Raw genomic sequence first — 25,432 nt, 5'->3', positions numbered from 1 at the left:
TGCTCAGGGGTTCGCTGCTGCCGTCCGCGAGAGGGAGGTTTCGTTGCCTGCACGGCCTGTGAACGAGATTGAGCGGGCATTGATGGCGCATCCGGGCGTGGCGGATGCTTTCCTCAGCGCCGAGCCTGGCCACGGCGGTCAGTCCGAGGTCGCTTTCGTCGCGATTGACCCCGATCATCTGAGCGCCGGCAAGGCGAAGCGTCTCCAGGCCGAGTCGGATCGCAGAGTTGCGCAATGGCGTCGCGCTTTCGATCAAGCATATCGCCATGACGCCGACGGTGTTGTGCCGTCATTCGTCGGTTGGACCAGCAACTTCACCAACAGGCCCATTCCCGAACCCGATATGGTCGATTGGCTCGATCATACGATCCTGCAAATTCGTGCTCTTGGCGCAAGGCGGTTGTTGGAGATCGGGTGCGGCGTCGGCTTGCTCGTCGAAAAGCTCGCGCCCGGCTGTGACGTATATTGCGGGACCGACCTCTCGCCGGTGGCCGTTCAGCGGCTGCGTGCGTTCGCGCAGTCGAAGCCCGAGCTTCGGCATGTCGAGTTTCTAGAGCGGGAAGCCGCCGATTTGAGCGGCTTGCCGCTGAATTCGTTCGATGCAGTGGTGCTAAATTCGGTCGTGCAATACTTTCCCGGCATCGAATACCTGCACGTAGTCTTGGAGCAAGCCGCAGGCCTAGTGGCTCCTGGGGGGCACATCTTCGTCGGCGACGTTCGTAACCTCGAGCTCCTGCCGGTCTTCCATCGCGAAGCTCAATCCGCGAAAGTTTCGGGAGCCACGGATGCCGCGCTCGCGCGAAAGATCTTCCTGTCGATCGCCCAGGAGCGCGAGTTGGTGATCGCCCCCCGCTACTTTCAGGGCATTTCCGGATCCATCCGGCGGATATCGGGTGCGGAAATCCTGCTCAAGCGCGGATCAAGCTACGAACTGACCCGCTATCGCTATGACGTGGTGCTGCGTGTCGATGGCGAAGCTGCTTCAGCTGGCAGCGAGAACAGCAGCCTCGTGCCGGACATGAAGCAAGGGGCAAGTGAGGGCAGGCCGCTGGCGACCGATCCGATGGCCGCCGCGTTCCTTCAGCATCTCGGCATGGAGCTCGGGGACGTGTTGCAGGCCCAGTTTCCGGACGCGAAATTGCCCGCGGCCGTGATCGCGCTCAACCAGCGAGATCTTGCCGAGATCGTGCAGGCCTCGTCGAACGCGCCGGGCAATCCCGGCGACAATGAATTGATCGAGGCGTCGGTATGACCGCCCATAATCTGGCGCTGCGTTTCGAAGAGACCGTTGCGTCCTCGCCGGACGCCGTCGCCCTGTTGTGCGAAGGCGACAGCTTTGCCTTTTCGGAGCTCAACCGGTTGGCAAACCGGTCGGCGCGCTGGTTGACATCGCGGGGCGTCAACAAGGGCGCCGTGGTGTGCCTTGAATTGCCGAAAATCGCCGAGGCCTATGCGCTCGCGATCGCCTGCATCAAGATCGGAGCACCCTATGCCTTCCTCGATCCTGCGGCCCCCGAGGAACGTGCCCGGCTGATGCTGGAGCGATGTCGGCCCGCGCTGATCGTCAGCGTGCGCGAGGGAGTTGGGCCGCGGACATTGATCGGCGATGCAAGTGCCCGGGCTGCCTTCCGTCTTGCCCTGTCGCAGCTTGAAGACGGCAATCTGCCGCTGACATCCCTGATCACCGGGGCCGATCCGGCCTATGTCATGTTCACCTCGGGATCGACGGGCGAACCGAAGGGCGTGGTCATCCCCCATCAAGGGGTGCTTCACCTGATCGCCTGGGCGAAGAACGATCTTGGAATTGGACCCGGTGACCGGCTGACGAATGTCAACCCGATCTATTTCGACAATTCGGTCTTCGACATCTATGCCGGCCTCCTGAACGGAGCGGCGGTCGTCGCGCTGGACGCGCAGAAGGGGCGGCCCCCCCCGCAGAGCTGGTGTCGGAGATCACCAAGCATCAGTGCACGTTCTTCTTCGCCGTGCCGACCCTCTTCATGTTCCTGGACTCCATGCACCTTCTGAGCCCGAACTGGCTGCCGAGCGTCAGCCGGTTCATGTTCGGCGGTGAAGGGTTTCCGCTGGCCCGGCTTCGTCGTTTCCACGACGCGTTTGCCGGCAAGGCGAAGCTGATCAATTGCTACGGCCCGACCGAGACGAGCTGCATTTGCAGCGGTTTCGAGATCGTCGAATCCGTTTTTGAGACCAAGGATGGGTTGGCCCCGCTGGGGCGACTCAATCCCAATTTCAGCTACCGGATCCTGGACGAAGAGATGAAGCCGGCGCTTGCGGGCACTGCCGGCGAGTTGTGGCTGGGAGGCCCTGGGGTAGGGCTCGGCTACATCAACAACCCGCAAGAGACCGCCCGCCGTTTCTGTCAGGACCCTCTGATCGACGGCTATCGGTCGATCCTCTATCGGAGCGGCGACCTCGTGGAGGCCGACCTTGAAACCGGCGTCCTGCGTTTCCGCGGTCGCGCGGATAATCAGGTCAAGCTTCGGGGGTATCGGGTCGAGCTGGAGGAGATCGACCACGCGCTGATGGCGTGCAGGGGAATAACCCGTGCGCTCGCCGTGGTGCAGCACGACGCCAGTGGCGCCAGTCGGCTGCTGGCCGCGTATTCGGGTGCAAGAATGGCGGAAAGCGATCTGCGCCAGCACTGCACTGCGCACCTTCCCGCCTACATGGTGCCGGGCCGGTTCATCTGGATGGAAGACATTCCCGTCAATGCCAATGGCAAGGCGGACCGGCGCTCGGTAGCGTCACTGCTCGGCGAAGCTGTTGCAAGGGCCTCGTAGATGCAACAGCTCGTAGTGATCGCGCGCGTTGTCCGATGAGTGTTGAAAGCCAGCCCTACGGCTACGCGCCATCGGGTCCTCTTGCGAAGCCGTCGTGGCGGTTGATCCCCAAGATCGATCGGGACCCGAGGCTCGTGGCGGGGGTCCAGGACATCGGTGGCCGCGTGCTGCTCTGCTGCGCGGTCGGACTGCTCGCGGTTTTGTTTCGGCAGATAGGTATCGATTTTTCAGCGGCGGGACTCGCGCTGGTGTGCGCCTATGCCGGCCGGTACCGGCGCGTCCTGATCTTGCTAGCAACCTTGTTGCTGCTCTATCGCAGCGGCTTCCTGATCGACCGCGGTTTTCTCGAACGGCTGACGATCGACGAAGGCGTCGGCGACCGGATCCATCAGCCGCTGCTGGAAGCGGTCATGCTGGTCGTCGTGTTTGCGCTGTTCGCGGGCCTGCTGATCATGCAGGGGCCAGGGACGGTGGTCTTCCGCCGCCCGACGCTCAGCCTGTTGCTGGCGTTCCTGGCACTCGTCGCGCTGACGCAGGCCACGATGATGGCCGGCCTGCCGCGTGTTCTGCTGTGGTCGTTTCTGATGACGTTCCAGCCTTATTTGTGGTTTCTTGCCTATGGTTTGGCCGATGCGGGCAGGAAGCGATCTCCGGTGTGGCGGCACCTGAGCGTTTTCCACCCCTTCTGGGGATCGTCGCTGACGCCGTTCGGGAAGGGGCTGTCTTATCTCGACCGCTTCGAGGCCAAGACACCCGAGGAGCTTGCAGTGACGCAGCTCAAGGGCGTCAAGCTTGCGGTCTGGATCCTTGTGCTCGCCATCGTCAGAGTCTGTCTCGTCGAGATCGTCCACGGACGTTTGCAGCTTCCAATGTTCGACGACAACCTGCTGCAATATCTCGCGCGCCATCCCTGGCCGCGTTTCGTCGGATGGGCGAGCCTCGTCAGCTTCTTCGTCGAGGACTTGCTGAGCATGACCGTGTTCGGCGGCGTCATCATCGCCACGGCGCGACTTGCCGGCTTTCGCCTGCTGCGCAACACCTACCGGCCTCTGGAGTCAACGACGCTCGCGGAATTCTGGAATCGCTACTATTTCTATTACAAAGAACTGCTCGTCGACCATTTCTTCTACCCCACCTTTGTTCGCTGCCTCCGCGGCCATCGCCGGCTTCGCATGTTCTTCGCCACCTTTGCCGCGGCCTGTGTCGGCAACCTGCTGTTTCACTTCATCCGCGATATTCATTTCGTCGGCGAAATGGGCCTTTGGCGTGCCGTGGTCGGTCAGCAATCGCACGCGTTCTACACGTTTGTCCTGGCCATCAGCGTCGGGCTCTCGCAGATGCGCCGCGCCCCACAACTGGCGCCGCGAGGATGGCTGCGTGGCCGCTTGCTGCCTTGCCTGTGGGTGTCGAGCTTCTTTTGTCTCATTCACGTCTTCGATGCGCCGCTCGACCGCGAGCATTCGCTCGGGCAACGCGCCGAATTCCTGTTCTATCTCCTGGGAGTCTCGACATGACCACGAATGAAGTCAGATCGCAGATGCGACGCTACATCGTGCAGCGGCTGCTGATGAAGGGCGACAGCGCGCCGCTTGGTGACGATGATCTGCTGTTCACCAGCGGCCGCCTCGATTCGCTCGACGCGGTCGAGCTGATCATGAGCATTGAGACCGACCACGGGATCAACTTCTCCGACATCGGCTTCGATTTGACGCGCCTGGACTCGATTTCGGCGATTGCCGCTTTGGTGGGACAGCCGTCGGCCGAGCTTGCGTAGCAACCGATGTGTCGCCACGCGCTCACCGCGAAAGCGCGGCCCGGCGCTGCATGTTGGGCCGCGTCCGCGGATGCGAAAGCTACTGCACGTCCATCTGCAGCCCTTCCTTCTGGATGATGCCGGCGAACTTCTTCGTCTCGGCGTCCACGAAGGCGGCAAACTGGTCGGGCGTGCCGTAGTCGGCGCGGGCTCCCATGGCCAGGATGTTCTTCTTGATGTCGTCGCGCTCGAGCATCGCCTTCACTTGAAGGTTGAGCGCTTCGAGAACGGCGGGCTGCACACCCTTCGGCAGGAACACCGAGAACCACGACGAGACGTCGAAAGCCGCAAGCTCCGGCGCGCTCTCGCGCATGGTCGGCAGGTTCGGCGCGAGGTCGCTGCGCTCCGTCGTGGTGACGCAGAGGCCGGTGAGGGTGCCGTTCTGTACCTGCGGCAGGCTCGGATAGAGGTTGTCGAACAGGATCTGGATGTCGCCGGCGAGCGCCGCCTGGAGCGCGGGACCGGCGCCGCGGAACGGGATGTGCGTCATCTTCAGCCCGGTGAGCTGCAGGAACCAAGCGCCGGTGAGGTGAGGGCTCTGGCCAACGCCGGAGGAGGCGTAGCTGAGCTTGTCTGGATTTGCCTTGAGATAGGCGACCAGCTCGGCGATCGACTTGATGCCGGTCTTGGGATGCGCCGAGACGATGTTCGGGATCCGGATCATGTTGGAGACCGGCTGGAGCTGGTCCGGCTTGTAGGTGAGGTTCTTGAAAATGCTGTAGGCGATCGCGTTCGGGCCGGGATTGCCGATCAGGATGGTGTGGCCGTCCGGCTTGGCGCGGACCACCTCGGCCGTGCCGATCGTACCGCCGCCGCCGGACCGGTTTTCCACCACGGCCGATTGGCCCCAGGCGGCCTGCAGATGCGCCGCCAGAAGCCGACCCATCACGTCGGTCGAACCGCCGGCGGCAGCCGGCACGACGAGGCGGACGTTTTCGGTGGGCTTCCAGTCCGCCAGGCTCGATCGCGGCAGGATCGCTGCGGCCGAGATAGCGGCAGCGCCAGTGAGCACGCGACGGCGGGACAGCAATTGATTAGGCACGAATCCACTCCCTGCATCTTATTTTGCAGGAGCGTATGGAAGCGTATGCGCAACGGCAAGCCGCACGAAGCCGCAGGCTGAAGGCTCAGTTAAAGCTGAGCAGCTTGAAGATCGGCGTGAGGTAGCTCATCTCCTGGCCCGAGGTCGGCGTCGTCCGGCTGATGAAATCGAAGATCTTGCCGTCCTGGAGACCGTAATTCGCAAGCCGGCGCACACGCCGGTTCTTGTCGAAATAGACCGCGATGACGCGCTGGTCGACCACCCTCTGGTTCATGAAGGCGACAATGCGCTCGGAGCGCTGGGAGATGTAATAGAACACCTCGCCGTCGAGGGTTGCGACGGTGGAGGGGGTGCCCATCACGATCAGCACCTGGTCCTGGCTCGCACCGATCGGGATCTGCTCCAGTGCGCCGGGCGGCAGGATGTAACCCTTCTGGAACTGCTCGCCGGTGCAGCCCGCAAGCGCGGCGCCAACCAGGGCCGCGGCCGCGAACAGGCGCAAGCCGCGCCAACGTGCATGAAGGCCGCGCGGCTTGTCTGCACGCAGGCTGGTCTGGTTCGTTATCGTCATAGCGGAACTGATTCCGTCCCCTTGCGTCGCGCGAGGCGCTGAAGTACCGGGCGGAGGCTCTGAATGCAACACGCGCGCGCCCGCTTGCGGAAACCACAATGCTTTGGCCGTTCAATCACTTCAGGAAACCCCGCCTAGCCTCGCCGGGCACCATTGAAGCCATCTATGGCATGATCGTGACGCAGGCGCGAGAACCCATATTTTACCGCGACTTGGGCGTGCCGGATACCGTTAACGGGCGTTTCGATCTGTTGCTGCTGCACCTCTGGCTGCTGCTGCGCCGCCTGCGCACGGTCCAAAGCGCCACCGAGCTGTCGCAGGCGCTGTTCGACCGCTTCTGCGAGGACATGGACGACAATCTGCGCGAGATGGGGATAGGCGACCAGACCGTGCCGAAGCGGATGCGGGCCTTCGGCGAGGCGTTTTATGGCCGGGTCCAGGCCTACGATCAGGCCATGGAAGGCGGCGGCGAGGCGCTGGCATCCGCGATCTGCAAGAATATCTTGAACGGGGCCGGCATGGACCAGGCGCAGCAGCTCGCGGCCTATGCCAGGGCGGCCGAGGCCAACCTCGCCCAGACCGGCGAGGCCGCACTGCTGGGTGCGTCCTTCAAGTTTCCTCCAGCGCTTCCTGAGGATGTCACGCCATGACCCGACCGATACCAGCATCCGGGCCCGATCCCTGGCGGGTGCCCGTCATCGTTGCACAGATCCCGGATACCGGCCTGCATCGCAAGCTCGAGGCCTCGGCCGCCGAGCGGCAGGCCATGGCTGAGACGGCAGGCTTGCGCGAGGTTGTCTCGGTCCAGGCCGATTTCGATGTCGTGCCGAAAAGCGGCAACTGGGTCCAGGTCACGGGGCGCGTTCGCGCCCGGATCGGCCAGACCTGTGTGGTCACGCTTGATCCGATGGAGAGCGACATCGACGAGGAGGTGGACCTGATATTCGCCCCCGAGGCCGAGGTCCGCCGCCTGGCCGACCTGATGGAGGAGGGGCACGACGATCAGGAGCAGGTCGCCGACCCGCCGGAGGCGATCGTCAATGGCATCATCGACCTTGGGAGACTTGCCACCGATGCCCTGTTCCTGGCGGTCGATCCCTATCCGCGCAAGCCGGGGGTCGTGTTTGAGCCCGAGGTTATCGCCCCCGATCCGGAGGACCACCCCTTTGCGGTCCTGAAGGCACTTCAGGACGGGAAGAAAGACAAATAGGTGCCACCTTCTCCAGAGGACCGCTTCGGGACGGGGCGAGATGTTTGCGGCGGTGGTTTGAAAAGCTCGATTATCCGTTTGATTTTGATGTACTTCTTGTGAATTAGTCCGTCCGCAGCCCGATGCTCCCGAATGCAAAAGGCTGGGGGCAAGAGGTTGTTTCGGGATAACAAAACGCTATTGTCGCGCCCCGGTCCGGGTGCGGCGTGGCGCTTGACCGACCGCCATGTTCGTGGCGAACCCATTTGCGGCCCCGCTCGTTCAAGACCGCACCAGACCCAGGTTTCCAGGACTTTTATGCCAAGCAAGGTTCGCATCGCGCTTGACGCCATGGGGGGCGACGCCGGCGCCGCGGTGGTCATCCCAGGCGCCGCCATCTCGCTCCAAAGGCATCGCGAGATCGAATTCCTGCTGATCGGGGACCGCGCCAAGATCGAACCCGAGCTCGACCGCCACCCCGCGCTGAAGGCGGCCTCGAAGATCATCCACACCGATGTCGCGGTCAGCGGCGAGGAAAAGCCGAGCCAGGCGCTGCGGCGCGGCCGCAGGACCTCGTCCATGTGGCTTGCCATCGATGCGGTGAAAAAGGGCGAGGCGGATGTTGCGGTCTCCGCCGGGAATACCGGGGCGCTGATGGCGATGTCGCGCTTCCACCTGCGCACGCTGCCGGGCATCGACCGTCCGGCCATTGCCGGCATGTGGCCGACCAGGCGCGGCGATTCCGTCGTCCTCGACCTCGGCGCCAGCATCGGCGGCGATACGCATCATCTGGTGTCGCTCGCCATCATGGGCGCGGCGATGGCCAGCGTGTTGTTCAACAAAAAGCGTCCCACGGTCGGCCTGCTCAATATCGGGGTCGAGGAGATCAAGGGGCATGAGGAGATTCGCGAGGCCGGCGAAATCCTGCGCGCCAGGAACCTGCCCGAGCTCGACTATCTCGGGTTCGTGGAGGGCGACGGCATCGGCAAGGGGGTGGCGGATGTCATCGTCACCGAGGGCTACAGCGGCAACATCGCGCTGAAGGCCGCGGAGGGAACCGCGCGGCAGATGGCGGAATTGCTCCGGGACGAGATGAAGCGGGGCTGGCTGTCAAAGCTCGGCTATCTCTTTGCGCGCAACGCCTTCCAGGCCCTGCGCAACAAGATGGATCCGAACAAATCCAACGGCGGCGTGTTGCTGGGGTTGAACGGGATCGTGGTCAAGAGCCATGGCGGAATCGCTGCCGAAGGCTTTGCCTATGCGATCGATGTTGGCTATGAGATGGTCAAATTCGATCTCCTCAACAAGATCAATCAGATGCTCAATCGCGAAGGTGGTGCACTCAGTTCCGTGCAGGCCGCGCAGGAGGCTGTTTCGTGACTCAAATTCGTTCGGTCGTGCTGGGCTGCGGCTCTTATTTGCCGGAGCAGGTGGTGACCAACGCCCAATTGGCGGCGCGCATTGACACGTCCGACGAGTGGATCGTGCAACGCACCGGCATTCGCGAGCGGCATATCGCGGCCGAGGGCGAGTTCACCTCGCATCTGGCGCTGAAGGCGGCGCAGGCTGCGCTCGCGGACGCCGGCGTGGACGCGCAGTCGATCGACCTGATCGTGCTCGCGACCTCGACGCCTGACAACACCTTCCCCGCGAGCGCGGTCGCCGTGCAGCACGGGCTCGGCATCAACCATGGCGCGGCCTTCGACCTCCAGGCGGTGTGCTCGGGCTTCGTGTTCGGGCTCGCCACCGCCGATAATTTCCTGCGCACGGGCGCCTTCAAGCGCGCGCTGGTGATCGGGGCGGAAACCTTCTCGCGCATCCTCGACTGGACCGATCGCGGCACCTGCGTGCTGTTCGGCGACGGCGCCGGCGCCGTGGTGCTGGAGGCGCAGGAGCAGCCGGGCAATGCCGCAACCGACCGCGGGATCGTGACCACGCATCTGCGCTCCGACGGCCGCCACAAGGCGAAGCTGTTCGTCGATGGCGGCCCGTCCTCGACCCAGACCGTCGGCCATCTGCGCATGGAGGGCCGCGAGGTCTTCAAGCACGCGGTCGGCATGATCACCGACGTAATCGTCGATGCCTTCAAGGCGACCGGGCTCAATGCCGACAGCATCGACTGGTTCGTGCCGCACCAGGCCAACAAGCGAATCATCGATGCGTCCGCGCACAAGCTCCATATCGCGCCGGAGAAGGTGGTGCTGACAGTGGACCTTCACGGCAACACCTCGGCGGCCTCGATCCCGCTGGCGCTGTCGGTGGCGCGCAAGGACGGCCGCATCAAGCGCGGCGACCTGGTTCTGCTCGAAGCCATGGGCGGCGGCTTCACCTGGGGCTCCGCGCTGGTGCGCTGGTAAGCCACAGTCCATAAAATTTTGCCCGAATCAGCGCGAATTATCGATGCGCCTGCATTGATGAGCGCTGTTGACCGCCGTAACGTAAGCTCATAATTTCAGACAACAATTGTTCGCCGTGATGTGGGGCAGGGCGATGACCGATCAAAGTAAAACCGTAACGCGTGTCGATCTGTGCGAGGCCGTCTACCAGAAGGTGGGGCTGTCGCGCACGGAATCGTCCGCCTTCGTGGAACTCGTGCTGAAGGAGATCACCGATTGCCTTGAGAAAGGCGAGACGGTGAAGCTGTCCTCGTTCGGCTCCTTTATGGTCCGCAAGAAGGGTCAGCGCATCGGTCGCAACCCGAAGACCGGCACCGAGGTGCCGATCTCGCCGCGCCGGGTCATGGTGTTCAAGCCGTCGGCGATCCTGAAGCAGCGGATCAACGCCCAGCACCGCACCAATGGCGACGCCAGCAAGGCGCAACCCGAGGCGTAATCCGCCCTCTGGATAAGGATTTGGCATTTGGACAAGGCGCCGGATGCGTTCCGAACCATCAGCGAAGTAGCGCAGGAACTCGACATTCCGCAGCATGTGCTGCGGTTCTGGGAGACGCGATTCTCCCAGATCAAGCCGATGAAGCGCAGCGGCGGCCGCCGCTATTACCGCCCCGACGACGTCGACCTGCTCAAGGGCATCCGCCGTCTGCTCTACGGGGAGGGCTACACCATCCGCGGGGTGCAGCGGATCCTGAAAGAACACGGCGTCAAATCGGTGCAGGGCCTCGCCGACAGCGCGGCCGCGGTCTCGTTCGGCGCCATCGAGGACGCCGTCGGCGCCAGCCTGATGGAGCCCGAGGAGGAGACCGGCGTCCGCGGCGCCCGCGACAGCGACGATGACGACTACCAGGGCGAGGAGGAGGAGGGCATCGACTTCCGCTTCTCCGAGACCGACGACGAGGAAATCCTCACCACCTTCCGCAAGGGCGGTACCCCCGCCGCGCCCGCCGGCCCCAGCGCCATCGACCGGGAGCGCCTCGGACGGGTGCTCGCCGAGCTCATCGCCTGCCGCGAGATGCTGGATCAGGCATTGAAGGACGCCTGACGCGGGCTCTCCTCGGCTTTGGGCCAGTTCCGGGGCCTTTCGGCGGAGGCAGCAAAATGGTGTGACCTCGCCTTGCGCAAAGCGGCGATCCTAGCTAATGGAACGACGTTCGGAGCGTGGCGCAGCCCGGTTAGCGCACTAGTCTGGGAGACTAGGGGTCGGAGGTTCAAATCCTCTCGCTCCGACCAATAAAATCAAAGACTTAGCCGGAAGTCTGGAAGCTGGCTACAAATTTTGTAGCCAGAATGTAGCCGGTTAGGCGCACCCCGCCAATTTCCCCGCGCCACCTGTCAATCCCAGCCGGCCGCGATATTTGTTTAGGTCGGCCCTTAGTGTTCGGCCGCTTGCCGCGCAATAGTAGGTACATGCAACGCCAGCCACGGGAGGCGACCCATGGCAAATATCAGGGTTCAAGAGGCGGCTGAGTACCTCGGCCTTTCGAAATCTTTCTTGGATAAGGCCAGATGCTACGGGACGAACGGTCCTGCGTTTATGCGTTTCGGAAAAGCAGTCGTTTACAGCACCGATGAATTGGATCGTTGGGCGCGGACCTGCACGGTCGCTAACGACAATTCAAAGAGCGGCACCCAAGCCGCCTAGCATGACTGGCGCTTCAGCCAGGTGCTCCGCCCAATAGGGCAACCCCAACAGGGGACTCCACTTGCAAATCCTGACAGTCCACCCGGCACCTCCGGGAGGCAGCACAATTGCGCACGCCGATGTCGAGATAATCGACGGCGTCAAGCTTTATGGGCTTCGCATCTCGCGGGCCGAGGACGGCACCTATCGGGCATTCGGCCAGAATTCCCAGCGTGGCCGCACATGTTCCTTCTCGCGCGAAATTGTCGCGAAGATTGCCGAAGCAACCATTTCCCAACTCTCGCTGATGAGCCATCGCACCCATGACCGCACTCGCGACTAATACCACCGACACGATCAACCCTTTCCAGGTTGGCGACCGCGTACAGCATTCGCAATTCGGGTTCGCGACCGTGCGCGAGGTTATAGGCCAAAGGGTTTGTGCAGAATACGATGACGGCGAGTCGCACAGCCCGGTGATACACACGTATCTATCGCTGGCCCCCGCGAACGACAACGTGCCCCATGATGTCCGTCCCAAGACCACGATCCTGCGACTGGTGGGAACGACCGTTCTGCCACAGCTTGAGTTCGTCTATGGCAGAGTGCGCGTCCGAAAATACGTGTCGGCCCTGTTCGCCCCCGGCGGAGGAGGGAAGTCGTCACTGCTCGTTGCTGAGACGCTAGACATGGTCACGGGGCGGGATCTTCTTGGGGTCGGTCACAGGCAGAAGCTCAAGGTCTGGTACGTGAACACGGAAGACCCGCCGGACCTCATTCAGCGCTAATTCGAAACGGCCGCGGCGCTACATCGCATCTCCAATGATGACATCGGTGACCGCTTGATGTGGTCGAGCGGCAGGGAATCCAGCTTCGTTGTCGCGATGGAGGATAAGAGAACGGGCTTCCGGATTAATCATCCAGTCGTTGAGGGAATCGCTCAAGTTGGTGGCGAATTCCAACCCGATGCAATCATCATCGACCCGTTCGTATCGACGCATACGATTAACGAGAACGATAATGGCGCGATTCAGCAGGTTGCGACGCTCTGGGTCACGATAGCTGATAAGCTGAACTGCTCTGTCGACCTCGCGCACCACGTCGTAAAGGCTGACGGCCCCGTCACCGCGAATTCTGGTCGTGGTGGCGGTGCGCTGAAGGACAAGGCGCGCGTCGTTCGCGTCATCAATCCTCTCACCGAGGAGCAGGGCAAGAAGTGGGGCATTCCAAACTCACGCCGCCGGGAGTACTTCAACGCGACGGTCGACAAGGGTAACTTAACCAAGGTCGGGGCTGGCGGCTGGTACCATATCGAAAACGTGCCTCTCGGAAACGGCGACGGCATGAGCAGGCCGCAGGAGCACGCGCCCGCCGTTAAGCGGTGGATGGCTCCTGACGCGCCTCCCGAAGAACGCGCTGAAATGACCCTCTCCGGGATTGAGCAGTGGCAAATCGATGCCATCGTGGTCGGCATCAGGAACCGCGAGTGCCGATACAATTACCAATCGTCGACATGGGCCGGGAATGAGATCGCCAGCGTTCTAGGTATCGAGCTGGACGAAAGCAAGAAACTGACGCCAGAGAAGGAACGCGTTCAGGCAATTCTCGACGCGATGATCACGCTCGGCCGGCTAGTAAATGTCTCCCGCTTAGACCCTGTAAAGCGGAAATCTTTTGATCACGTTGAGGTTGTAAGTTAGGGAGAAGTGTCCCGACTTGCGCAACCCTGCGCAACCTTGCGCAACCCCCATCGTAAGTGGTTGCGCGCGCATACGTTATAACCCTCTACCACCCCCCTTAGGGGGTGGGAGGGAGGTTACGTTGCAAAGGGTGGCGGTGAGAGAAAACAATCTGTTGAAGCCCAGAGAAAGTATCCAGAATGACCTATGCCGATCTGCACCGCAGCAGCGCCGACGACGATGCCTCCACCGTGACGTACCATCGCAATCTCGGCTTGGAGCCACCTCCTGCGACCAACAGGCGCGTATCCTTGGCTGACCAGTTCGGTGACGTAGACGCAGCGCTGAGGCGACTGAAGGTGCGACGTGAAGAACTCAGACAGGAGATCCTCGAAACCGGCCGCGCCGAGCTCGTGGGCCACAGATGGGCAGTAGTGCTGGAAGACCGGACCAGCAGACGGCTTGATCAGCACGTCCTGATAGAGCGCTTCGGTGCCGAGGCTGTCGACGCCTGCCGTGTTGCGAGGAAAGGTGCCTACCTACGCCCCGAAAGGTGTGAGGGAGCGTTCGATCCCCTCATGCTGACCCAACCCCCCTGATTTCCTCGGGGCCTGTTTTCTCAGGTAAGCGCTTGATCGCGTTGGCCATGGGGGCGATTTCCTAAAAGTGTGCAGCCACAAGCCACACCACGACCGCTAAAGCGGCAAAAAAACGAAACCCATCATGGGTGCACTTCACGTGAAAAATGCAGCAAACGACAACCGGCCGCGATCGGCCGACGACTTCACCGACCTTGCCGCCCGCCGCGCCTGGTTGGAATCCGCACCCGCATCACACGCGCCGCATCACGGGCAGCCACCCTGCGTGACGTGGGCCAAGCGGGCGGGGGATGAGGCCACATTTGCAGGCCTCAGGCTATGGCGCGATCTGAACGCGCCTCCGCGTACTGCCGCCAACGACAATGAGGTGCCAGATGAGGAAGGCCGAGAGCGGCGAGCAGCCTGTACTTGCGAACATGGACCGCGAGTTGGTCGACGTCAGTGCGAAGCAACTGATTTGGGCGGTCGAAAACAAACGGGCGCGCTGGATTGGCAACAAGCTCGTTAAGATCTGGGACGGGCACGCCTGGGTTAGTCCCGAAGAACGGTTCGGCGAGGTTCGGCATCGGGCAAGCGACAAGGCCGATACTGAGAGCTGGGATGCTGAGATGCCGGATGCCCAAGCGGAGTTGGCTCGCGCGCTGGATACCGAGACCTTGCGCCGCCAGCTGGGCCACAAGGTGTGCGCCGTGCTCGACATGGCCGGCGCTGACAGCACCTTAGGCGAGATAGGCGAATATCTCGGCTTTGCGGGCCAATATGCGGCAAGGATGGCGGGTAAGGAGGTGCGGGCGGCGGTAGCTGCGCTGAACGTGGCCATAGGCGGCGATGAGCAGGCTGCGGCTTAACATGCGTACTCCATAGCGTCCGCTTTGCCGTTAGGACGCCAAACCCGACAGAATGCGTGTCGGGTTTGGTGCCAAGTGTCAGACGGCCATTTTGGGGCCGCCTAATTTAGCCTCAGAGCGGACGACCTATTGGCAGAGATGCTGGAGACCGTCAGCACCCTTGAAATTGGTGCCGGGCCTGCAGGTGATGCCGTTGCGGGTAGCATACGAACTCCAGTTGCCGTACCAGCCGTTCTGGCCGTACCCCATCCCGCCGCCGTACCCCATCCCGCCGGACATGGCGTAGGAGTTGCCCCAGGCGCCGACGGTAGCGGCCGCCGCCACCGGATGGCGATGCGCCGTTCGCCCATATCGATAGACGGGGGTAGTCCCGGTTCCAAGACCCGTGCAGTTGGCGAATTCAGCCTGGCATTCGTCCGGATTGGAGAGAGCCGCCTGGGCCAGTGCAGCAGAGCTGGACAGGGCGGATGCCGCAATAACGACCGCGCCAAGAACTTTCAGATTTATCATGGCTTGCTCCTTGCGTTGGACCGTGGCGCACAATGCCAGGTCTGGCTTCGTCATGCGGGGGGATCGAGCGCGCCTTCTGATACGGGTGCCTTGACGTAGATCAAGGAAGGGAGAGCGAGCGTGTCCATCGTGTCGATCACTGGGCCGGTCCTTCTCCTCCATCAGCCCAGTCTTCAACAAGGCCCGGCCGGGGACTCGATCTCCGGCCGGGCTTTGTTTTGTCATGAACACCAAGAGACCATTGAGCGCCGGAAGCGCGCGTTTATGGGCAAGGGGCTCGGTTGTGTACGCTCCCAAGGCTCCCAAACCCTTTAGTCTTTAGCGCCAGATTTTGCGCCGACGTGTTGTGCAAGACTTTGACGCCGGTTTCGGCCGGCGTCCTTTTTCCGGCGTAGTGCCGTGAGCCGCCAAGCGGCTTTTTATTTCCCCCTCCAATCGACACTTTCGAAAAAGGAATCTGAAAAGTGGCAACACTTGCCGATGTTCTCGCGGCCGTCGAAGCCCTCGGTTTTGACCCCCGAGAGTTAAACACATCGCTCGACGTCTTTCCGAGGCGAACGTAATTCCAACCGGTGGTCCGTCTCGGCCGCCCGAACTTAGCGACACCGACGCGCTTCGTTTGATCGTAGCGATCGCGGTCACCAGCAAGCTGCGGCTCGCAGAGCACGACCTCGCAACCTATGCCGGCCTCGTCCCAGGCGGCACCGTCGTCCCTAGCGATGCGCCGAACTCCATTCCGCGCACAAGCTTTGACGCACTCGAACTCTTGGTTGAGGTGGCTCGCGGCGGCGATTCCGATGCGAGGCGCTCGACCGTCGAATTCGTCCGCGGCTGGCCGGAAATTGTCATCAATCAGCCGAATGGCGTGAGCCGTTTCCGAGCTGCAGGCGCCAACGCTGCGCACTGGGAGCGGCCGGGGCATCGCAGTGCGACGACGCTACCGGTGAGTGTGATTGCGGATTTTGGACAATTTGTTTGGGAGGGTTGCCTAGTGGCAATTTTGAAGAAGAAAGACACTGAATCGTTTCGCGTGCCGAGCTTGGCGGAAGCAAGCCCGGAATACGCCGGCCTAGTCGAAAAACGACAGGAATTGAGCGACCGGTACCGTGAGCTGAGCGGGGAGCGGTCTAAACTTAGCGGTGACATCGAAGCCGAGAAGGCTGCCGGCGGTCAACGTCTTTCGCCTGGTGTAGCTGCGCTATTGGGCGATAGTCCAGATAAGCTGACGCTGATGTCGCAGCGCATGCGTGAAGTCGCGACTTCGATGGACAATATCGAAGCAGCCCAAGAGGTAATCCGCAGACGCATGGATGAGGCTCGCAATGGTGCAAGCAAAGTCGTTTGCGACACCATGCATCATGAATATCAGCGGCGTCTCGGTGCGGTGTGTGCTGCTGCCAAAATTCTGGAGACTGCGCGCGAACAGCATGACGCGCTGCTTGACGACATTGAACGGGAAGATGTGAACCTGGCCTACTTGCGCCCTGTGCGCGCGCATTTCCTAGGCGATCGACGTGAAGGCAAGGTTTTCTATTTTCTGAAGGAAGCGCGCGAGGCGGGTCACAATGTCTAAGGGCGCAGAACGGACTTCTGACACGGCGGACAGAAAGCCAGTCCGACGAAGCGTCAAGATGCCTGGCGAAAGCCGACACTCCGAATGCTCCGACTCTCCGGCGGTGATTGCACGCAAGCTAATGCAAGCGAAGCGCGAAAGGCGATTGAAGGCGTTGCAGCGAAATGGCTGATACTATTTCCGGCTTTGCAATTTCATGGCGTCAGCCCGCGATAATCGCGGGTGTCTTCGAAGAGAGATTTGCGCGCGGTGCATTTGACAAGCACCTCGCGCAAAATCCAGATGTCGCCGCGCTATGGGCACATGATCCTAGCAGGCCACTGGGGCGTGTCAGCAACGGCAGCCTCAAGCTGCGTTCGGACGCAATTGGACTCTACTACTCGCTAGAGCCCAATCCTGACGCGCCGTTGGGGCAGGAGGCCTTGGCAACGGTGGGTAATGGCACAGTCACGGAGGTCAGCGTCTCATTCACGCCCGTGGTTGAGGAATGGACTGACGATGGGGACATTCCGAAGCGGCTGATTACTGAGGCTAAGCTTTTCGAGATCAGTTTGGTTCTGTGGGGCGCATATGGCAGCGGCACCTCGGCCCAGATTAGCCGGGCATCCAGCAACAACACCGCAGCTCAACGTCGGATAGCCGCAAGGCGTGAAGCCATGCGCGCCCGCGGCATGCTGTAGGCCGAGTAGGGGGAGGGGTGTAGCGGTTTTCGGCCGCCATCGCCCTCGGAGACCGGCGCCATCCTCGAACGCGCGAGATGGGTGCCCCGGTTCAAAATAAAAATCTGGAGGCTTAATTGACCACCCCAAAACCACCCTCGCACCTCAAGCCCGCGACCCGGAAATGGTGGGCAAGTGTTGTCGCGGACTTCGAGCTGGAGCCGCATCACTTGCGTTTGCTGCAATTGGCGGCGGAAGCTTGGGACCAGGCGCAGACCGCGCGTGAAGTTCTTGACCGTGACGGGCAGACCTTTCTCGATCGCTTCGGCCAGCCGAAGGAGCGGCCGGAGGTCGGTATCCTGCAAAACGCCCGGATTTCGTTCGCCCGATTGCTGCGGGAGCTGGCGCTTGATGGGGTCGACGGGCCAGAGGCGCCGCGCGCGCCGAGAACCGCAGATTATGGGGCTCGTCGCTAATGCCGGTCAGAGCGCGCAAGAATAGACGTAAGCAGGCGGCTGGCCTCGAAGAGTGGAGAAGCGTGTTCGAATGTCAATTTGATTTTGATCGCGACCTCGAAGGCGCCGGCATCATCCTTGACGCGTACGACAGACCGGATCTGGAGGTTGCGCGCGCAGCCTGGCAACGCCGGGGTGCCGAGTTCATGCGGACGCTGCCTCCGCGCCATCCAGCGCTAAGGCCGCCATGGGCATTGACCACTTTTGGGCCGCCTTGATGCCCGCGCGGTCGAAACGAGATCGGCGGCGCAGAACGTCGCACATAACCAGCGAGGCCGTTGCCCTGTTTCGGCAGGGCATGCGCGAACGCGATCCGTGTGCGTTGCGCGATATTAAAATCGAATTGGCCGCAGCGCTGGGCCGCTCGAAATTCCGGGCCAGTCCGCTGGATCGAGTGCCGAGATCGTTGCTGGGCTGCGACCGCGAGCCGCTCCAGGTCGTGCTCGATCTGCGGGCGCAGCTGCTGAAAGAAGCCGATGACATCCTCAACTAAGCGCCACACCCTCAAGCGCACCCCCGTCCTGCATCTCGTCATGCCGGGTGTTGAAGTCGCGCGCGTGGAGCCGCTGCCGCGTGAGACCGTGACGGCCTTCCTGCGCCGGACTGGCTGGGCGACGCGTGACAGCAAGTATGGCTGGCAGTTCAAGAAGGGCTTGCCGACCATCCTTGAGATTGACGGCGAGGCTGTTCTACGCCGCGATTGGCGCCGTCGTCGCATTGGCGCCAAGGATAATGTGCGGTTTGTCTCCTATCCGCTTGGGGGCAATGGCGGCGCCAAGCAGGTCATCGGCTTGGTGGCGCTGGTGGCCGTGGCTGCGTTTGCCGGCCCATTGGGCGGCGCAATTGCCACTTCCCTGTCGCTCTCGGCTGGCTTTGGCACGGCTATCGGCGCGGGCCTCGCAATTGGCGGCTCGCTCCATGTGAGTGCCGCACGACAAGTCAACTTTCAATTCGAGGAATTCTACAATGTCCGCAGCTAACATGATTATCGCGTCAGACGGCGCACATCTCGTCTCGGACGGGCTTGTTTGGAACACAGCAGATCAAACAATCGCTGCGATTTGCAACAAGGCGATTCTATTGCCGCAGTTCAAAGCCGCCGCAACAATCCGCGCTGAGCAATTCGTGGTTTTCCAGGCCGTGTCGCTGGCTCTATCGACGATGGCGGCAAGCGGCTTTGACGACTTCAAGCAGGCGATCGGTCCCACGCTTAAGGAGCTGAATGACCGGATGTCCGCAATGGGTGCTGCGAGTTCATTTGAAGTTTCGGTCGCGGGAATCTCAGAACAGCGTGGTCCATCCGGTTTCCGGATGACGACGCTGCAGGCCGGTAGCGAGCACATCGAGCCGTGGCGCCTGATCGATTTTCCGCGCGGCTTTAACCCGTGCCCTTGCAACACCGAGGCGGATGAGCAGGAGATCCGTGCGGCAATAGAGAAGGCGCCGGCAACCCTGGACGGCCATGCGGTTGCCGCGCTAACGGCGCAGCGTGAGATTGCTCGACGTGACTTTGAGGCGGGGCGCCAACCGTGTTGGGTGGGCGGCTTCGCTCAGATCACGACCATTTCGGCAGAGACTATTGCCACGCGCATCATTCATCGTTGGAACGATGATGTCGTCGGGGCGAAGTTGGCCGCGTGATGATGACTCGTGAGCCTCCAATGAAACTAAATCTCGGCAACCTCCCACCGGACATGACCGAACCACCGCCGGACGCGCGCGGGACTGGGCATCCTTGATCCCGTGTTCGTGCAGGCCTCGCAACAAAGTCGAACTTCAAGCGTTACGCTTGCTCGCTCCCAATTAAAGGCCCTAGCTCATGGACGAATCCCTAGCTCCTGTCAGTGCACAGCGGTCGATATTTCCCTGGGTGATAGTTGTCATCGTGATATGCGCAGGAGCGGGAGGCGCTTTTTGGATGAACCAAAGGATTGACGCTCTGCAAGCGGCCGCGGCTCCCCGTCAGGAGGTCAATGTCGATGACGCCAGGCAGGCCATAGCCGCGCTTCAGCAAGCGACGAAGGAACTACAGACCGCGCAACAAAAGCAGGCCGAGCAAGTTGCGGATCTACAGCGTAGGATCGCCGCTGAACAGGGAGAACGCAAACTTCTCTCGGATCAGTTGGGTTCCGTAAGCGCCCGGGTAGATGCACTGGCGTCTTCAAATGCCGACGCGAGCCCGACCGCACAGCAATCGCAGAAGAACAGGCGGACCACGCGCTAGCAGAACGGTCAGTGGGGCGCATGGTTGAGGCGCCCAGCGCGGCGAACTACTTTCTTCGCTTTCTTAGCCAAAAGGCGCCGCTGCCGCGGACCCTGTCGTTTTCGACAGGTACGGGCCGTTCTGACATGTGGGCATGATCGCGGCTCAAGGACGAGGGCCGCGGCTATGCGTTATTACTTCCCGATTTTACACAACGGCGAGACACAGGCGGACGATGTGGGAGAGCTGTTTGGCTCTGCTGAATTGGCAGTCGAATACGGTGCCCGAGTTGCTCGCGATATCGCCAGCGATCCCGAGTATGACCCTGATGCGGGCACGGTTGTAATCGTAGTCGACGCCATCGGCACTGAAATCGCGCGGCATAGGGTTGGTGGGCGGCGGAAGCGGCGAGGGTGAGAGCGCTGTATGATGACCGGGGTACTGGGAGAAGGGGGGTTTTACGGCTGAGGGGCATCGGAAACATGTTTTGGTCTGTTAGACGCATCACGAAGTGCGACGTCGAACGCATGGCATCGATTCTGATCGATGAAACGACAGATGATTCTTGCATGTCATCCATCGGATCATTGGAGGATGCTGAGCGCGTCGTCCTTAGAATGCTCGGTGCATTGCCCATCGCACGCGGTCGCGGAAGTCATGCAATGACAGCGAGAGACCATAAAAATCTTGTGCATGCCCTTTAAGGGCTTCTTCGTCCAGACTATGGCGCTCGTTATTTGGCGTCTTCCCTTGCACCCGACTTACTGCATTGTGGGGCGAAGGCTGTAATAGCGGACTCGTCAAATTGCCTACTAGAACTCCATCGTCACCGCGAGACTCTTTTGCGATTTCAATAATGACAGTGTAATGAGCCAGTTTATTGCGCTCATCATTGGCATCCTTTAGCTCTTTCTGCAGATCACCCCACTCGCCTCTAAGCGCTTTATTGCCTGCTCCACACAGCACGACCTGAACCATTCGACCGACCATGACGTGGCGACCATGGAAGCTTTCTTGACCGAAATATGTGAACGCCGCGACCTCCTCATTCGGCGCCCCCAACAACTGAAGGAATAGTTTGTAATCGCATGATGTGGTCAGCGCGGGCCACGGATGATGAGATCATCGCGCTTGGCGCCGCGCCTGAGCTAGCCTGAAATCGAGACACCGACGCCGCCGAGGCCCGCTCCAGCCGCAAAGCTGGGGCGGGCCTTCCGCACGGGCTCCCAACAAGAAGATCTCCGGCACCTGACAGCAAAAGGCCCGCCGGTTCAGGCTGGCGGACCCGTGGAATAGATCACTCTGGCTCTGGTTGTATAAGCCGGAGCCTAGCCGCAACCTTCTCGTTTGTACTGTCGACGGGCTACTGAGCCCCGCAGCGAGGAGAACGCTTCGCTGGACAGGTGCTGTTTGCGGACAGGCCTCGCTACGCCGAGAGCTGAAGATCTGATCGCCACAACAAGCTAAGCGGTCTACCAGTCGATTGAAGACCTCGCCGGCCCCCAGCTCCATTTACCGGGCAAGTAATCAGAAGGACCGTCCGCAGAGTTTGTCGCCTCGGCCACATTTGAAGTGGGCGGATGAGGATAGACCGTACGGGCTTGATCTGGTGCCACCTTAGCGCGGTCTTCGTTCCATTTGCGGCTCTGAGCGAAATCGGCTGACATGCTGGGACCTCCGCTGACCGCGCACAGCTAGCAACTCCAATCGGCAAATGCTGTAACCGAGGTGCTACATCCGTGAGGAATTGCGCCGTTTTGCCTATTTGTTTCAGGCTTGTACCACAACGTGAATTGCTGCCCCGAGACCCGCAGGAATACTGCTCCGACTATGATGGCAGGCTTTTTGGTTACTGGCGGAATTGCCGTTTTGGCTTTAGCCGTCACATTCGCGTCGGTGTTGTATATCGACGCTCGGGCTGAGCGGCGGAGAGATTAGGGGCGACCACTGTCGTCGCTGCGAAACGCGTGCGAGCTACTACGCGTCGCGCGTGTGGAGATGCCGGCTCACGCGAGCGGCTATGAGGCGAGTTTCGTCCCGTGTAACCTGCACGCGAGGCGGAGCCTGATTCGTCATGCTGGAAGCCATTCTCCTATTACTGGGAATTGGGGCCGCAGGCCTTCTGCTGATCGCCTTCTGGGGACTGCAGCATCACGTATAACTGCGCCTCGCGGGCCTAGCACCCCAAGACCCGCCCGTTGACGCTGGTCGACCTTGGTTTCGCGACCGCCGGTAGTGATCCGGAGATGTAAGCTCCAGCCGCTGGGACTACGGTCCTTACTTTGGGCCGGACCGGCAATGGCGCGCGGCGATGACACCGAGAATGCACCAACGCTCATCTGCGAAAAATGCCGGCGGCCCATGGAATTTCTCGCATTGCTGCCGGCGATTGCGAACCTACCCGCCGCCTACGCCTACAGATGTATGCACTGCCTGAGAGTTGAAACTATCGTTCTGAAGTAGGGCACCTCTCGGCAACCGCTTCGTATGCGCCGGTTCACACTGGCGGGCCCTACTCGTCAGGCTAGCCGTCTTGGCAAGGAATACCGAAGTTGTCACAAGTGAGAGCGAATGACTCTTTCGCCTTTGCATCCTCGAAGCAGAAGCAAGTGCCGACTTCCGCGCGATCGATCCACCAATCGACGTTATTGCTTTTCGCGATGCGGGAGGCCTCGCCGCGTAAAAGATCTAGTTGTCTTCCGGCAGCACGAACGATCAGGCAATTTTGTTTGGGCACAATACCTTCTCCAATGGCACAGGACGCCGAACTCATTGGTACAAAAGTACGGCGGCTAGGCTGATCGCGCTAAGCGCTGTGGACACGAAGGCCGCAGCGGGAGGTTAAGTTCGCTGCGGCCCACGCGTGGTCAAAAAAGCCGGGTTAAAAGGACCAAGTGAAATATGCAGCCAGCCCCGGTGATGTGATCGTACTGCGGCGTTTCAGGCGTGCAATATGATCTATCTCACAATCGGCAGCAGGCTTAACATGCATCAGTGAGCCCGCAGTCCATCAAGGTCGGGAACAACCGGCAATCTGGGCGCATTCGTCTCCAGCTCCGGGCGATATCTCGGAGAGACGCGTAGAACTTCCGGCCTCAGGAATCATCCTCTGGGCCAGCTTTTTGCAGGAATGCCTTTGGCGCCGCTTTGATTTAGCCGTCACCTATCCAAATTAGGCATATGATAGGTGGCGGTCGAAGGCGGTTTACGACCATGGAAAGCGACCGGGATATTTTGGCAATTCAGCGGAAGCTGGCACACTGTCGCCAGCTCTCGAAAGACTTTCCGGACGGCCCAACAGCGAAGCATATCCGCGAGCTGGAGGACGAACTCAGAGCCGAGCTAGTGGCCGTGTTGCGCACCACAACACCGCCACCGGTTGACCAACCGCCGGTACGAACTCGACCAGCGCTCCAACGTTGGCGCCTCATGCCCAAAGAGACCGCAATAGCCCTCTGGTCATTGGCTGCCGCCTGCGTGCTGGCGTTCAGCTTGGCAGCTATCGTGTCCCCTCACTAATGAAAGAAAAGCTCAACAAACTAAGGCCGCCTCAGCGGGCGGCCTCTCGCTGGCGGGCCCGCAGTTCTCCGGGCGAGAACAGATTGTGATTTTAATAAATCTTCGTTTGTTCCAAAAGCGTGTATTTATAAGCGGAACACCCAGAAGTAAGTCCGCCTCAGTGGGCGGCTTAGAGACGACCCCGGCTGCAGGGGGCTGGAGCTTAAAGGCCGGGGCCGCTCCGCCAGCTCGAAGAGAGAGCTAGCAAGACAGCAAGCCGGGCAGTGATGCTAGGTTCCTAGGGCTGTCAGCAGCAGCCGCATTGAATTTTTCCCCAGTCTCCAAGGCGCGCGCATCTAGTCGCGGGAGGCATGTGGTATCTTTCGCGGACGACCAAGTTTCGGACGAGGAGCCCTGGCCTTGGGCTGCATGCCCTCGATCACGAATCTCACCTGTAAAGCGGTGAAGAGGCTAAGAACCCGGCTTAGCTGCGGGTCAACTTTCCCGCCAAATGTCTTGTAGACATTCGTTCGCAACATCTCGAGTTTGTGCGCAAGCGCGGTCACGTTCTGCGCTTTCACGACGCTGCTGAGTCCTCGAATGGCATCCGCCGGATTCTCGCAAGCGAAAGCCTCACTCAGGCGAGCCGCGACCCCGTCTGGGCTGTCAGTGCCAGACACGGGCACGACGCAGGCCCTTACGTTTATTGCGCTAAACAGCCTGAGTATTCGGCTTAGCTGCGGGTCGATTCGCCCTCCAAACGTCCTGTAGAGAGCGTCTCGCCGCAAACCAGCGTCCCGCGCCAATATCTGGACGTTCTGGGCTTTCATGACCCGGCTAAGCGCGTTCTTTGCCTTTAGTAGGTCATTTTCTGCAAATTGTTCAGTCAGATAGGCCGATATTGCCGCCGGATTATCGCGGACCAAATCGGCTATATTTGCCTCATCGCCTGCCAGCATCACTAGGAGTTTGTCCGTCACTGTGGCCGCCGAGCTACAGCATTTCTAGCGGATGCGTCTAGGTTACCGCCATCAGATATTGACCGCTTCCACTTGGGGATATGAAGATGAAAAAGACTTTGCTCGCGCTGGCCGCCATTGCGGCGATGACCGGTTCGGCCTCAGCCGCTGACCTTGGCGCCCGTCCCTACGTCAAGGCGCCGATGCCGGCTCCGGTCGCTAACTGGACCGGCTTTTACATCTTCGGCGGCGGCGGCGGCGGCCTCTCGAATGCTGACCAGAGCGTTGTGGATACGGCCACCGGCACGCCGTTGACGATCACGCAGCGCCAGGGTGGTTCGGGCTGGTTCGGCACCGTCGGCCTTGGTTACGACTGGCAGTTCAGCGGCACCTGGGTTGCCGGCGTGTTCGCCGACGGTCAGTTCGGCAGCATCCGCTCCACGATCCAGGATCCGATCTTCGGCATCACCGGCAACCAGAAGCTGGAAGACTCTTGGGCCGCTGGTGTTCGCCTCGGCTGGCTGGTCGCTCCGAACGTTCTCTCCTACGTCAACGGCGGTTACTCGGGCGCCCACTTCGGCCAGACCAATTTCACTGACCTCGCTGGCGTCCCGGTCGGTGCCCACCTCAACAGCTACAACCGCAACGGCTGGTTCGTCGGCGGTGGCGTCGAGAATAGCTTGAACATCTTCGGCATCCAGTCGCCCGGCTGGTTCATGAAGACCGAGTATCGTTCGGCCTTCTACAACGCCAAGACGCAGGACGAATTGATCGACGGCAGCAACCTCCCGACCGGCAACAGCATCCGCGCCAACAGCTGGAACCAGACGGTCTCCACCTCGCTGGTCTACCGCTTCAACTGGACTGGTGCGGGCGTCAGGTACTGATCCGGTCTGACGATCAAACATCAAAGCCCCGGCATCGCCCGGGGCTTTTTTTATTATGGCTGCGGGTTT

28 protein-coding genes, 1 tRNA gene and 2 pseudogenes are annotated in these 25,432 nt (G+C 61.2%); 26 read left to right on the top strand and 5 right to left on the bottom strand.

What is annotated here, in order from left to right; genetic code table 11:
* Positions 1-43 precede the first annotated feature (43 nt).
* The 5 genes and pseudogenes from ACIPUD_RS26250 to ACIPUD_RS26230 all read left to right on the top strand — a co-directional run bounded on the left by ACIPUD_RS26250 (position 44) and on the right by ACIPUD_RS26230 (position 4,575).
* Positions 44-1,252 (top strand): methyltransferase, encoded by a 1,209-nt coding sequence (locus tag ACIPUD_RS26250; RefSeq protein WP_446481822.1) that lies wholly within the window; start codon positions 44-46, stop codon positions 1,250-1,252.
* Positions 1,249-2,285: pseudogene (locus ACIPUD_RS26245) on the top strand (AMP-binding protein); the annotation flags it as partial. The gene ACIPUD_RS26250 and the pseudogene ACIPUD_RS26245, both read left to right, overlap by 4 nt.
* The gene (locus ACIPUD_RS26240; protein ID WP_446481848.1) at positions 2,277-2,801 is read left to right on the top strand and encodes an AMP-binding enzyme; all 525 of its coding nucleotides are present in this window, start codon (positions 2,277-2,279) and stop codon (positions 2,799-2,801) included. The pseudogene ACIPUD_RS26245 and the gene ACIPUD_RS26240, both read left to right, overlap by 9 nt.
* A gap of 35 nt (positions 2,802-2,836) precedes the next feature.
* A complete protein-coding gene (locus tag ACIPUD_RS26235) occupies positions 2,837-4,315 on the top strand; it encodes a hypothetical protein (protein ID WP_026233253.1) in 1,479 nt (492 codons plus the stop codon).
* Positions 4,312-4,575: an acyl carrier protein gene (locus ACIPUD_RS26230; RefSeq protein ID WP_085353407.1), complete on the top strand. Its 264-nt coding sequence runs from the start codon at positions 4,312-4,314 to the stop codon at positions 4,573-4,575. Before ACIPUD_RS26235 ends, ACIPUD_RS26230 begins: the two co-directional genes overlap by 4 nt.
* A gap of 79 nt (positions 4,576-4,654) precedes the next feature.
* Here the strand turns inward: ACIPUD_RS26230 and ACIPUD_RS26225 are convergent, their stop codons facing one another.
* On the bottom strand, positions 4,655-5,656 hold the full coding sequence (locus ACIPUD_RS26225) for a Bug family tripartite tricarboxylate transporter substrate binding protein (RefSeq protein ID WP_026233252.1): 1,002 nt from the start codon (positions 5,654-5,656) through the stop codon (positions 4,655-4,657).
* Positions 5,657-5,741: 85 nt separating this feature from the next.
* Entirely contained in the window at positions 5,742-6,227 is a 486-nt protein-coding gene (locus ACIPUD_RS26220; protein ID WP_018456846.1) for an outer membrane protein assembly factor BamE, read from the bottom strand.
* 98 nt (positions 6,228-6,325) lie between these two features.
* On the opposite strand from ACIPUD_RS26220, the gene ACIPUD_RS26215 reads away from it, so the two are divergent.
* The 12 genes and pseudogenes from ACIPUD_RS26215 to ACIPUD_RS26160 all read left to right on the top strand — a co-directional run bounded on the left by ACIPUD_RS26215 (position 6,326) and on the right by ACIPUD_RS26160 (position 14,559).
* A complete protein-coding gene (locus tag ACIPUD_RS26215) occupies positions 6,326-6,877 on the top strand; it encodes a ubiquinol-cytochrome C chaperone family protein (RefSeq protein ID WP_085383899.1) in 552 nt (183 codons plus the stop codon).
* On the top strand, positions 6,874-7,437 hold the full coding sequence (locus ACIPUD_RS26210; protein ID WP_446481821.1) for a YceD family protein: 564 nt from the start codon (positions 6,874-6,876) through the stop codon (positions 7,435-7,437). Before ACIPUD_RS26215 ends, ACIPUD_RS26210 begins: the two co-directional genes overlap by 4 nt.
* A 297-nt stretch (positions 7,438-7,734) precedes the next feature.
* The gene (gene plsX, locus ACIPUD_RS26205; RefSeq protein WP_018456843.1) at positions 7,735-8,796 is read left to right on the top strand and encodes a phosphate acyltransferase PlsX; all 1,062 of its coding nucleotides are present in this window, start codon (positions 7,735-7,737) and stop codon (positions 8,794-8,796) included.
* Positions 8,793-9,773: a beta-ketoacyl-ACP synthase III gene (locus ACIPUD_RS26200; protein WP_026233249.1), complete on the top strand. Its 981-nt coding sequence runs from the start codon at positions 8,793-8,795 to the stop codon at positions 9,771-9,773. Before plsX ends, ACIPUD_RS26200 begins: the two co-directional genes overlap by 4 nt.
* A gap of 133 nt (positions 9,774-9,906) precedes the next feature.
* Positions 9,907-10,248, top strand: a complete 342-nt coding sequence (locus ACIPUD_RS26195; RefSeq protein ID WP_018456841.1) for an integration host factor subunit alpha — start codon at positions 9,907-9,909, stop codon at positions 10,246-10,248.
* A 27-nt stretch (positions 10,249-10,275) separates the two neighbouring features.
* Positions 10,276-10,854, top strand: a complete 579-nt coding sequence (locus ACIPUD_RS26190; RefSeq protein WP_007611070.1) for a MerR family transcriptional regulator — start codon at positions 10,276-10,278, stop codon at positions 10,852-10,854.
* Positions 10,855-10,964: 110 nt separating this feature from the next.
* A tRNA-Pro gene (locus tag ACIPUD_RS26185) sits at positions 10,965-11,042 on the top strand.
* 205 nt (positions 11,043-11,247) lie between these two features.
* Complete coding sequence (locus ACIPUD_RS26180; RefSeq protein WP_446481820.1) at positions 11,248-11,454, top strand: helix-turn-helix transcriptional regulator; 207 nt, start codon at positions 11,248-11,250, stop codon at positions 11,452-11,454.
* A gap of 61 nt (positions 11,455-11,515) precedes the next feature.
* Positions 11,516-11,776, top strand: coding sequence for a hypothetical protein (locus ACIPUD_RS26175; protein WP_446481819.1), 261 nt, complete (start codon positions 11,516-11,518; stop codon positions 11,774-11,776).
* Positions 11,757-13,133: pseudogene (locus ACIPUD_RS26170) on the top strand (AAA family ATPase). The gene ACIPUD_RS26175 and the pseudogene ACIPUD_RS26170 overlap by 20 nt, the downstream one beginning before the upstream one ends.
* A gap of 179 nt (positions 13,134-13,312) precedes the next feature.
* A complete protein-coding gene (locus ACIPUD_RS26165; protein ID WP_446481818.1) occupies positions 13,313-13,711 on the top strand; it encodes a hypothetical protein in 399 nt (132 codons plus the stop codon).
* A 374-nt stretch (positions 13,712-14,085) separates the two neighbouring features.
* Positions 14,086-14,559, top strand: coding sequence for a hypothetical protein (locus ACIPUD_RS26160; protein ID WP_446481817.1), 474 nt, complete (start codon positions 14,086-14,088; stop codon positions 14,557-14,559).
* A 126-nt stretch (positions 14,560-14,685) separates the two neighbouring features.
* Here the strand turns inward: ACIPUD_RS26160 and ACIPUD_RS26155 are convergent, their stop codons facing one another.
* A complete protein-coding gene (locus ACIPUD_RS26155; RefSeq protein ID WP_446481816.1) occupies positions 14,686-15,069 on the bottom strand; it encodes a hypothetical protein in 384 nt (127 codons plus the stop codon).
* A 619-nt stretch (positions 15,070-15,688) separates the two neighbouring features.
* Between ACIPUD_RS26155 and ACIPUD_RS26150 the strand changes: the two genes are divergently transcribed.
* The 8 genes from ACIPUD_RS26150 to ACIPUD_RS26115 all read left to right on the top strand — a co-directional run bounded on the left by ACIPUD_RS26150 (position 15,689) and on the right by ACIPUD_RS26115 (position 20,436).
* Positions 15,689-16,642, top strand: a complete 954-nt coding sequence (locus tag ACIPUD_RS26150; protein WP_446481815.1) for a hypothetical protein — start codon at positions 15,689-15,691, stop codon at positions 16,640-16,642.
* 164 nt (positions 16,643-16,806) lie between these two features.
* The gene (locus ACIPUD_RS26145; protein ID WP_446481814.1) at positions 16,807-17,322 is read left to right on the top strand and encodes an HK97 family phage prohead protease; all 516 of its coding nucleotides are present in this window, start codon (positions 16,807-16,809) and stop codon (positions 17,320-17,322) included.
* A 116-nt stretch (positions 17,323-17,438) separates the two neighbouring features.
* Positions 17,439-17,777 (top strand): P27 family phage terminase small subunit, encoded by a 339-nt coding sequence (locus ACIPUD_RS26140; protein ID WP_007591172.1) that lies wholly within the window; start codon positions 17,439-17,441, stop codon positions 17,775-17,777.
* A gap of 226 nt (positions 17,778-18,003) precedes the next feature.
* Positions 18,004-18,309, top strand: a complete 306-nt coding sequence (locus ACIPUD_RS26135) for a hypothetical protein (RefSeq protein ID WP_446481813.1) — start codon at positions 18,004-18,006, stop codon at positions 18,307-18,309.
* Entirely contained in the window at positions 18,293-18,796 is a 504-nt protein-coding gene (locus tag ACIPUD_RS26130) for a hypothetical protein (protein ID WP_446481812.1), read from the top strand. The genes ACIPUD_RS26135 and ACIPUD_RS26130 overlap by 17 nt, the downstream gene beginning before the upstream one ends.
* On the top strand, positions 18,783-19,457 hold the full coding sequence (locus ACIPUD_RS26125; protein WP_446481811.1) for a hypothetical protein: 675 nt from the start codon (positions 18,783-18,785) through the stop codon (positions 19,455-19,457). Before ACIPUD_RS26130 ends, ACIPUD_RS26125 begins: the two co-directional genes overlap by 14 nt.
* A gap of 277 nt (positions 19,458-19,734) precedes the next feature.
* Complete coding sequence (locus tag ACIPUD_RS26120) at positions 19,735-20,040, top strand: hypothetical protein (RefSeq protein ID WP_446481810.1); 306 nt, start codon at positions 19,735-19,737, stop codon at positions 20,038-20,040.
* A 165-nt stretch (positions 20,041-20,205) separates the two neighbouring features.
* Complete coding sequence (locus ACIPUD_RS26115; protein ID WP_446481809.1) at positions 20,206-20,436, top strand: DUF6894 family protein; 231 nt, start codon at positions 20,206-20,208, stop codon at positions 20,434-20,436.
* A 195-nt stretch (positions 20,437-20,631) separates the two neighbouring features.
* On the opposite strand, the gene ACIPUD_RS26110 is transcribed toward ACIPUD_RS26115, so the two are convergent.
* The gene (locus ACIPUD_RS26110; protein ID WP_446481808.1) at positions 20,632-20,997 is read right to left on the bottom strand and encodes a hypothetical protein; all 366 of its coding nucleotides are present in this window, start codon (positions 20,995-20,997) and stop codon (positions 20,632-20,634) included.
* Positions 20,998-23,873: 2,876 nt separating this feature from the next.
* Entirely contained in the window at positions 23,874-24,497 is a 624-nt protein-coding gene (locus ACIPUD_RS26105; protein WP_446481807.1) for a transcriptional regulator, read from the bottom strand.
* Between the two features lie 86 nt (positions 24,498-24,583).
* On the opposite strand from ACIPUD_RS26105, the gene ACIPUD_RS26100 reads away from it, so the two are divergent.
* Positions 24,584-25,363, top strand: coding sequence for an outer membrane protein (locus ACIPUD_RS26100; RefSeq protein WP_446481806.1), 780 nt, complete (start codon positions 24,584-24,586; stop codon positions 25,361-25,363).
* Positions 25,364-25,432: the final 69 nt, after the last annotated feature.

The sequence above is a fragment of the Bradyrhizobium sp. CAR08 genome (assembly GCF_052871955.1).
This window is presented reverse-complemented; position numbering and strand designations above follow the sequence as displayed.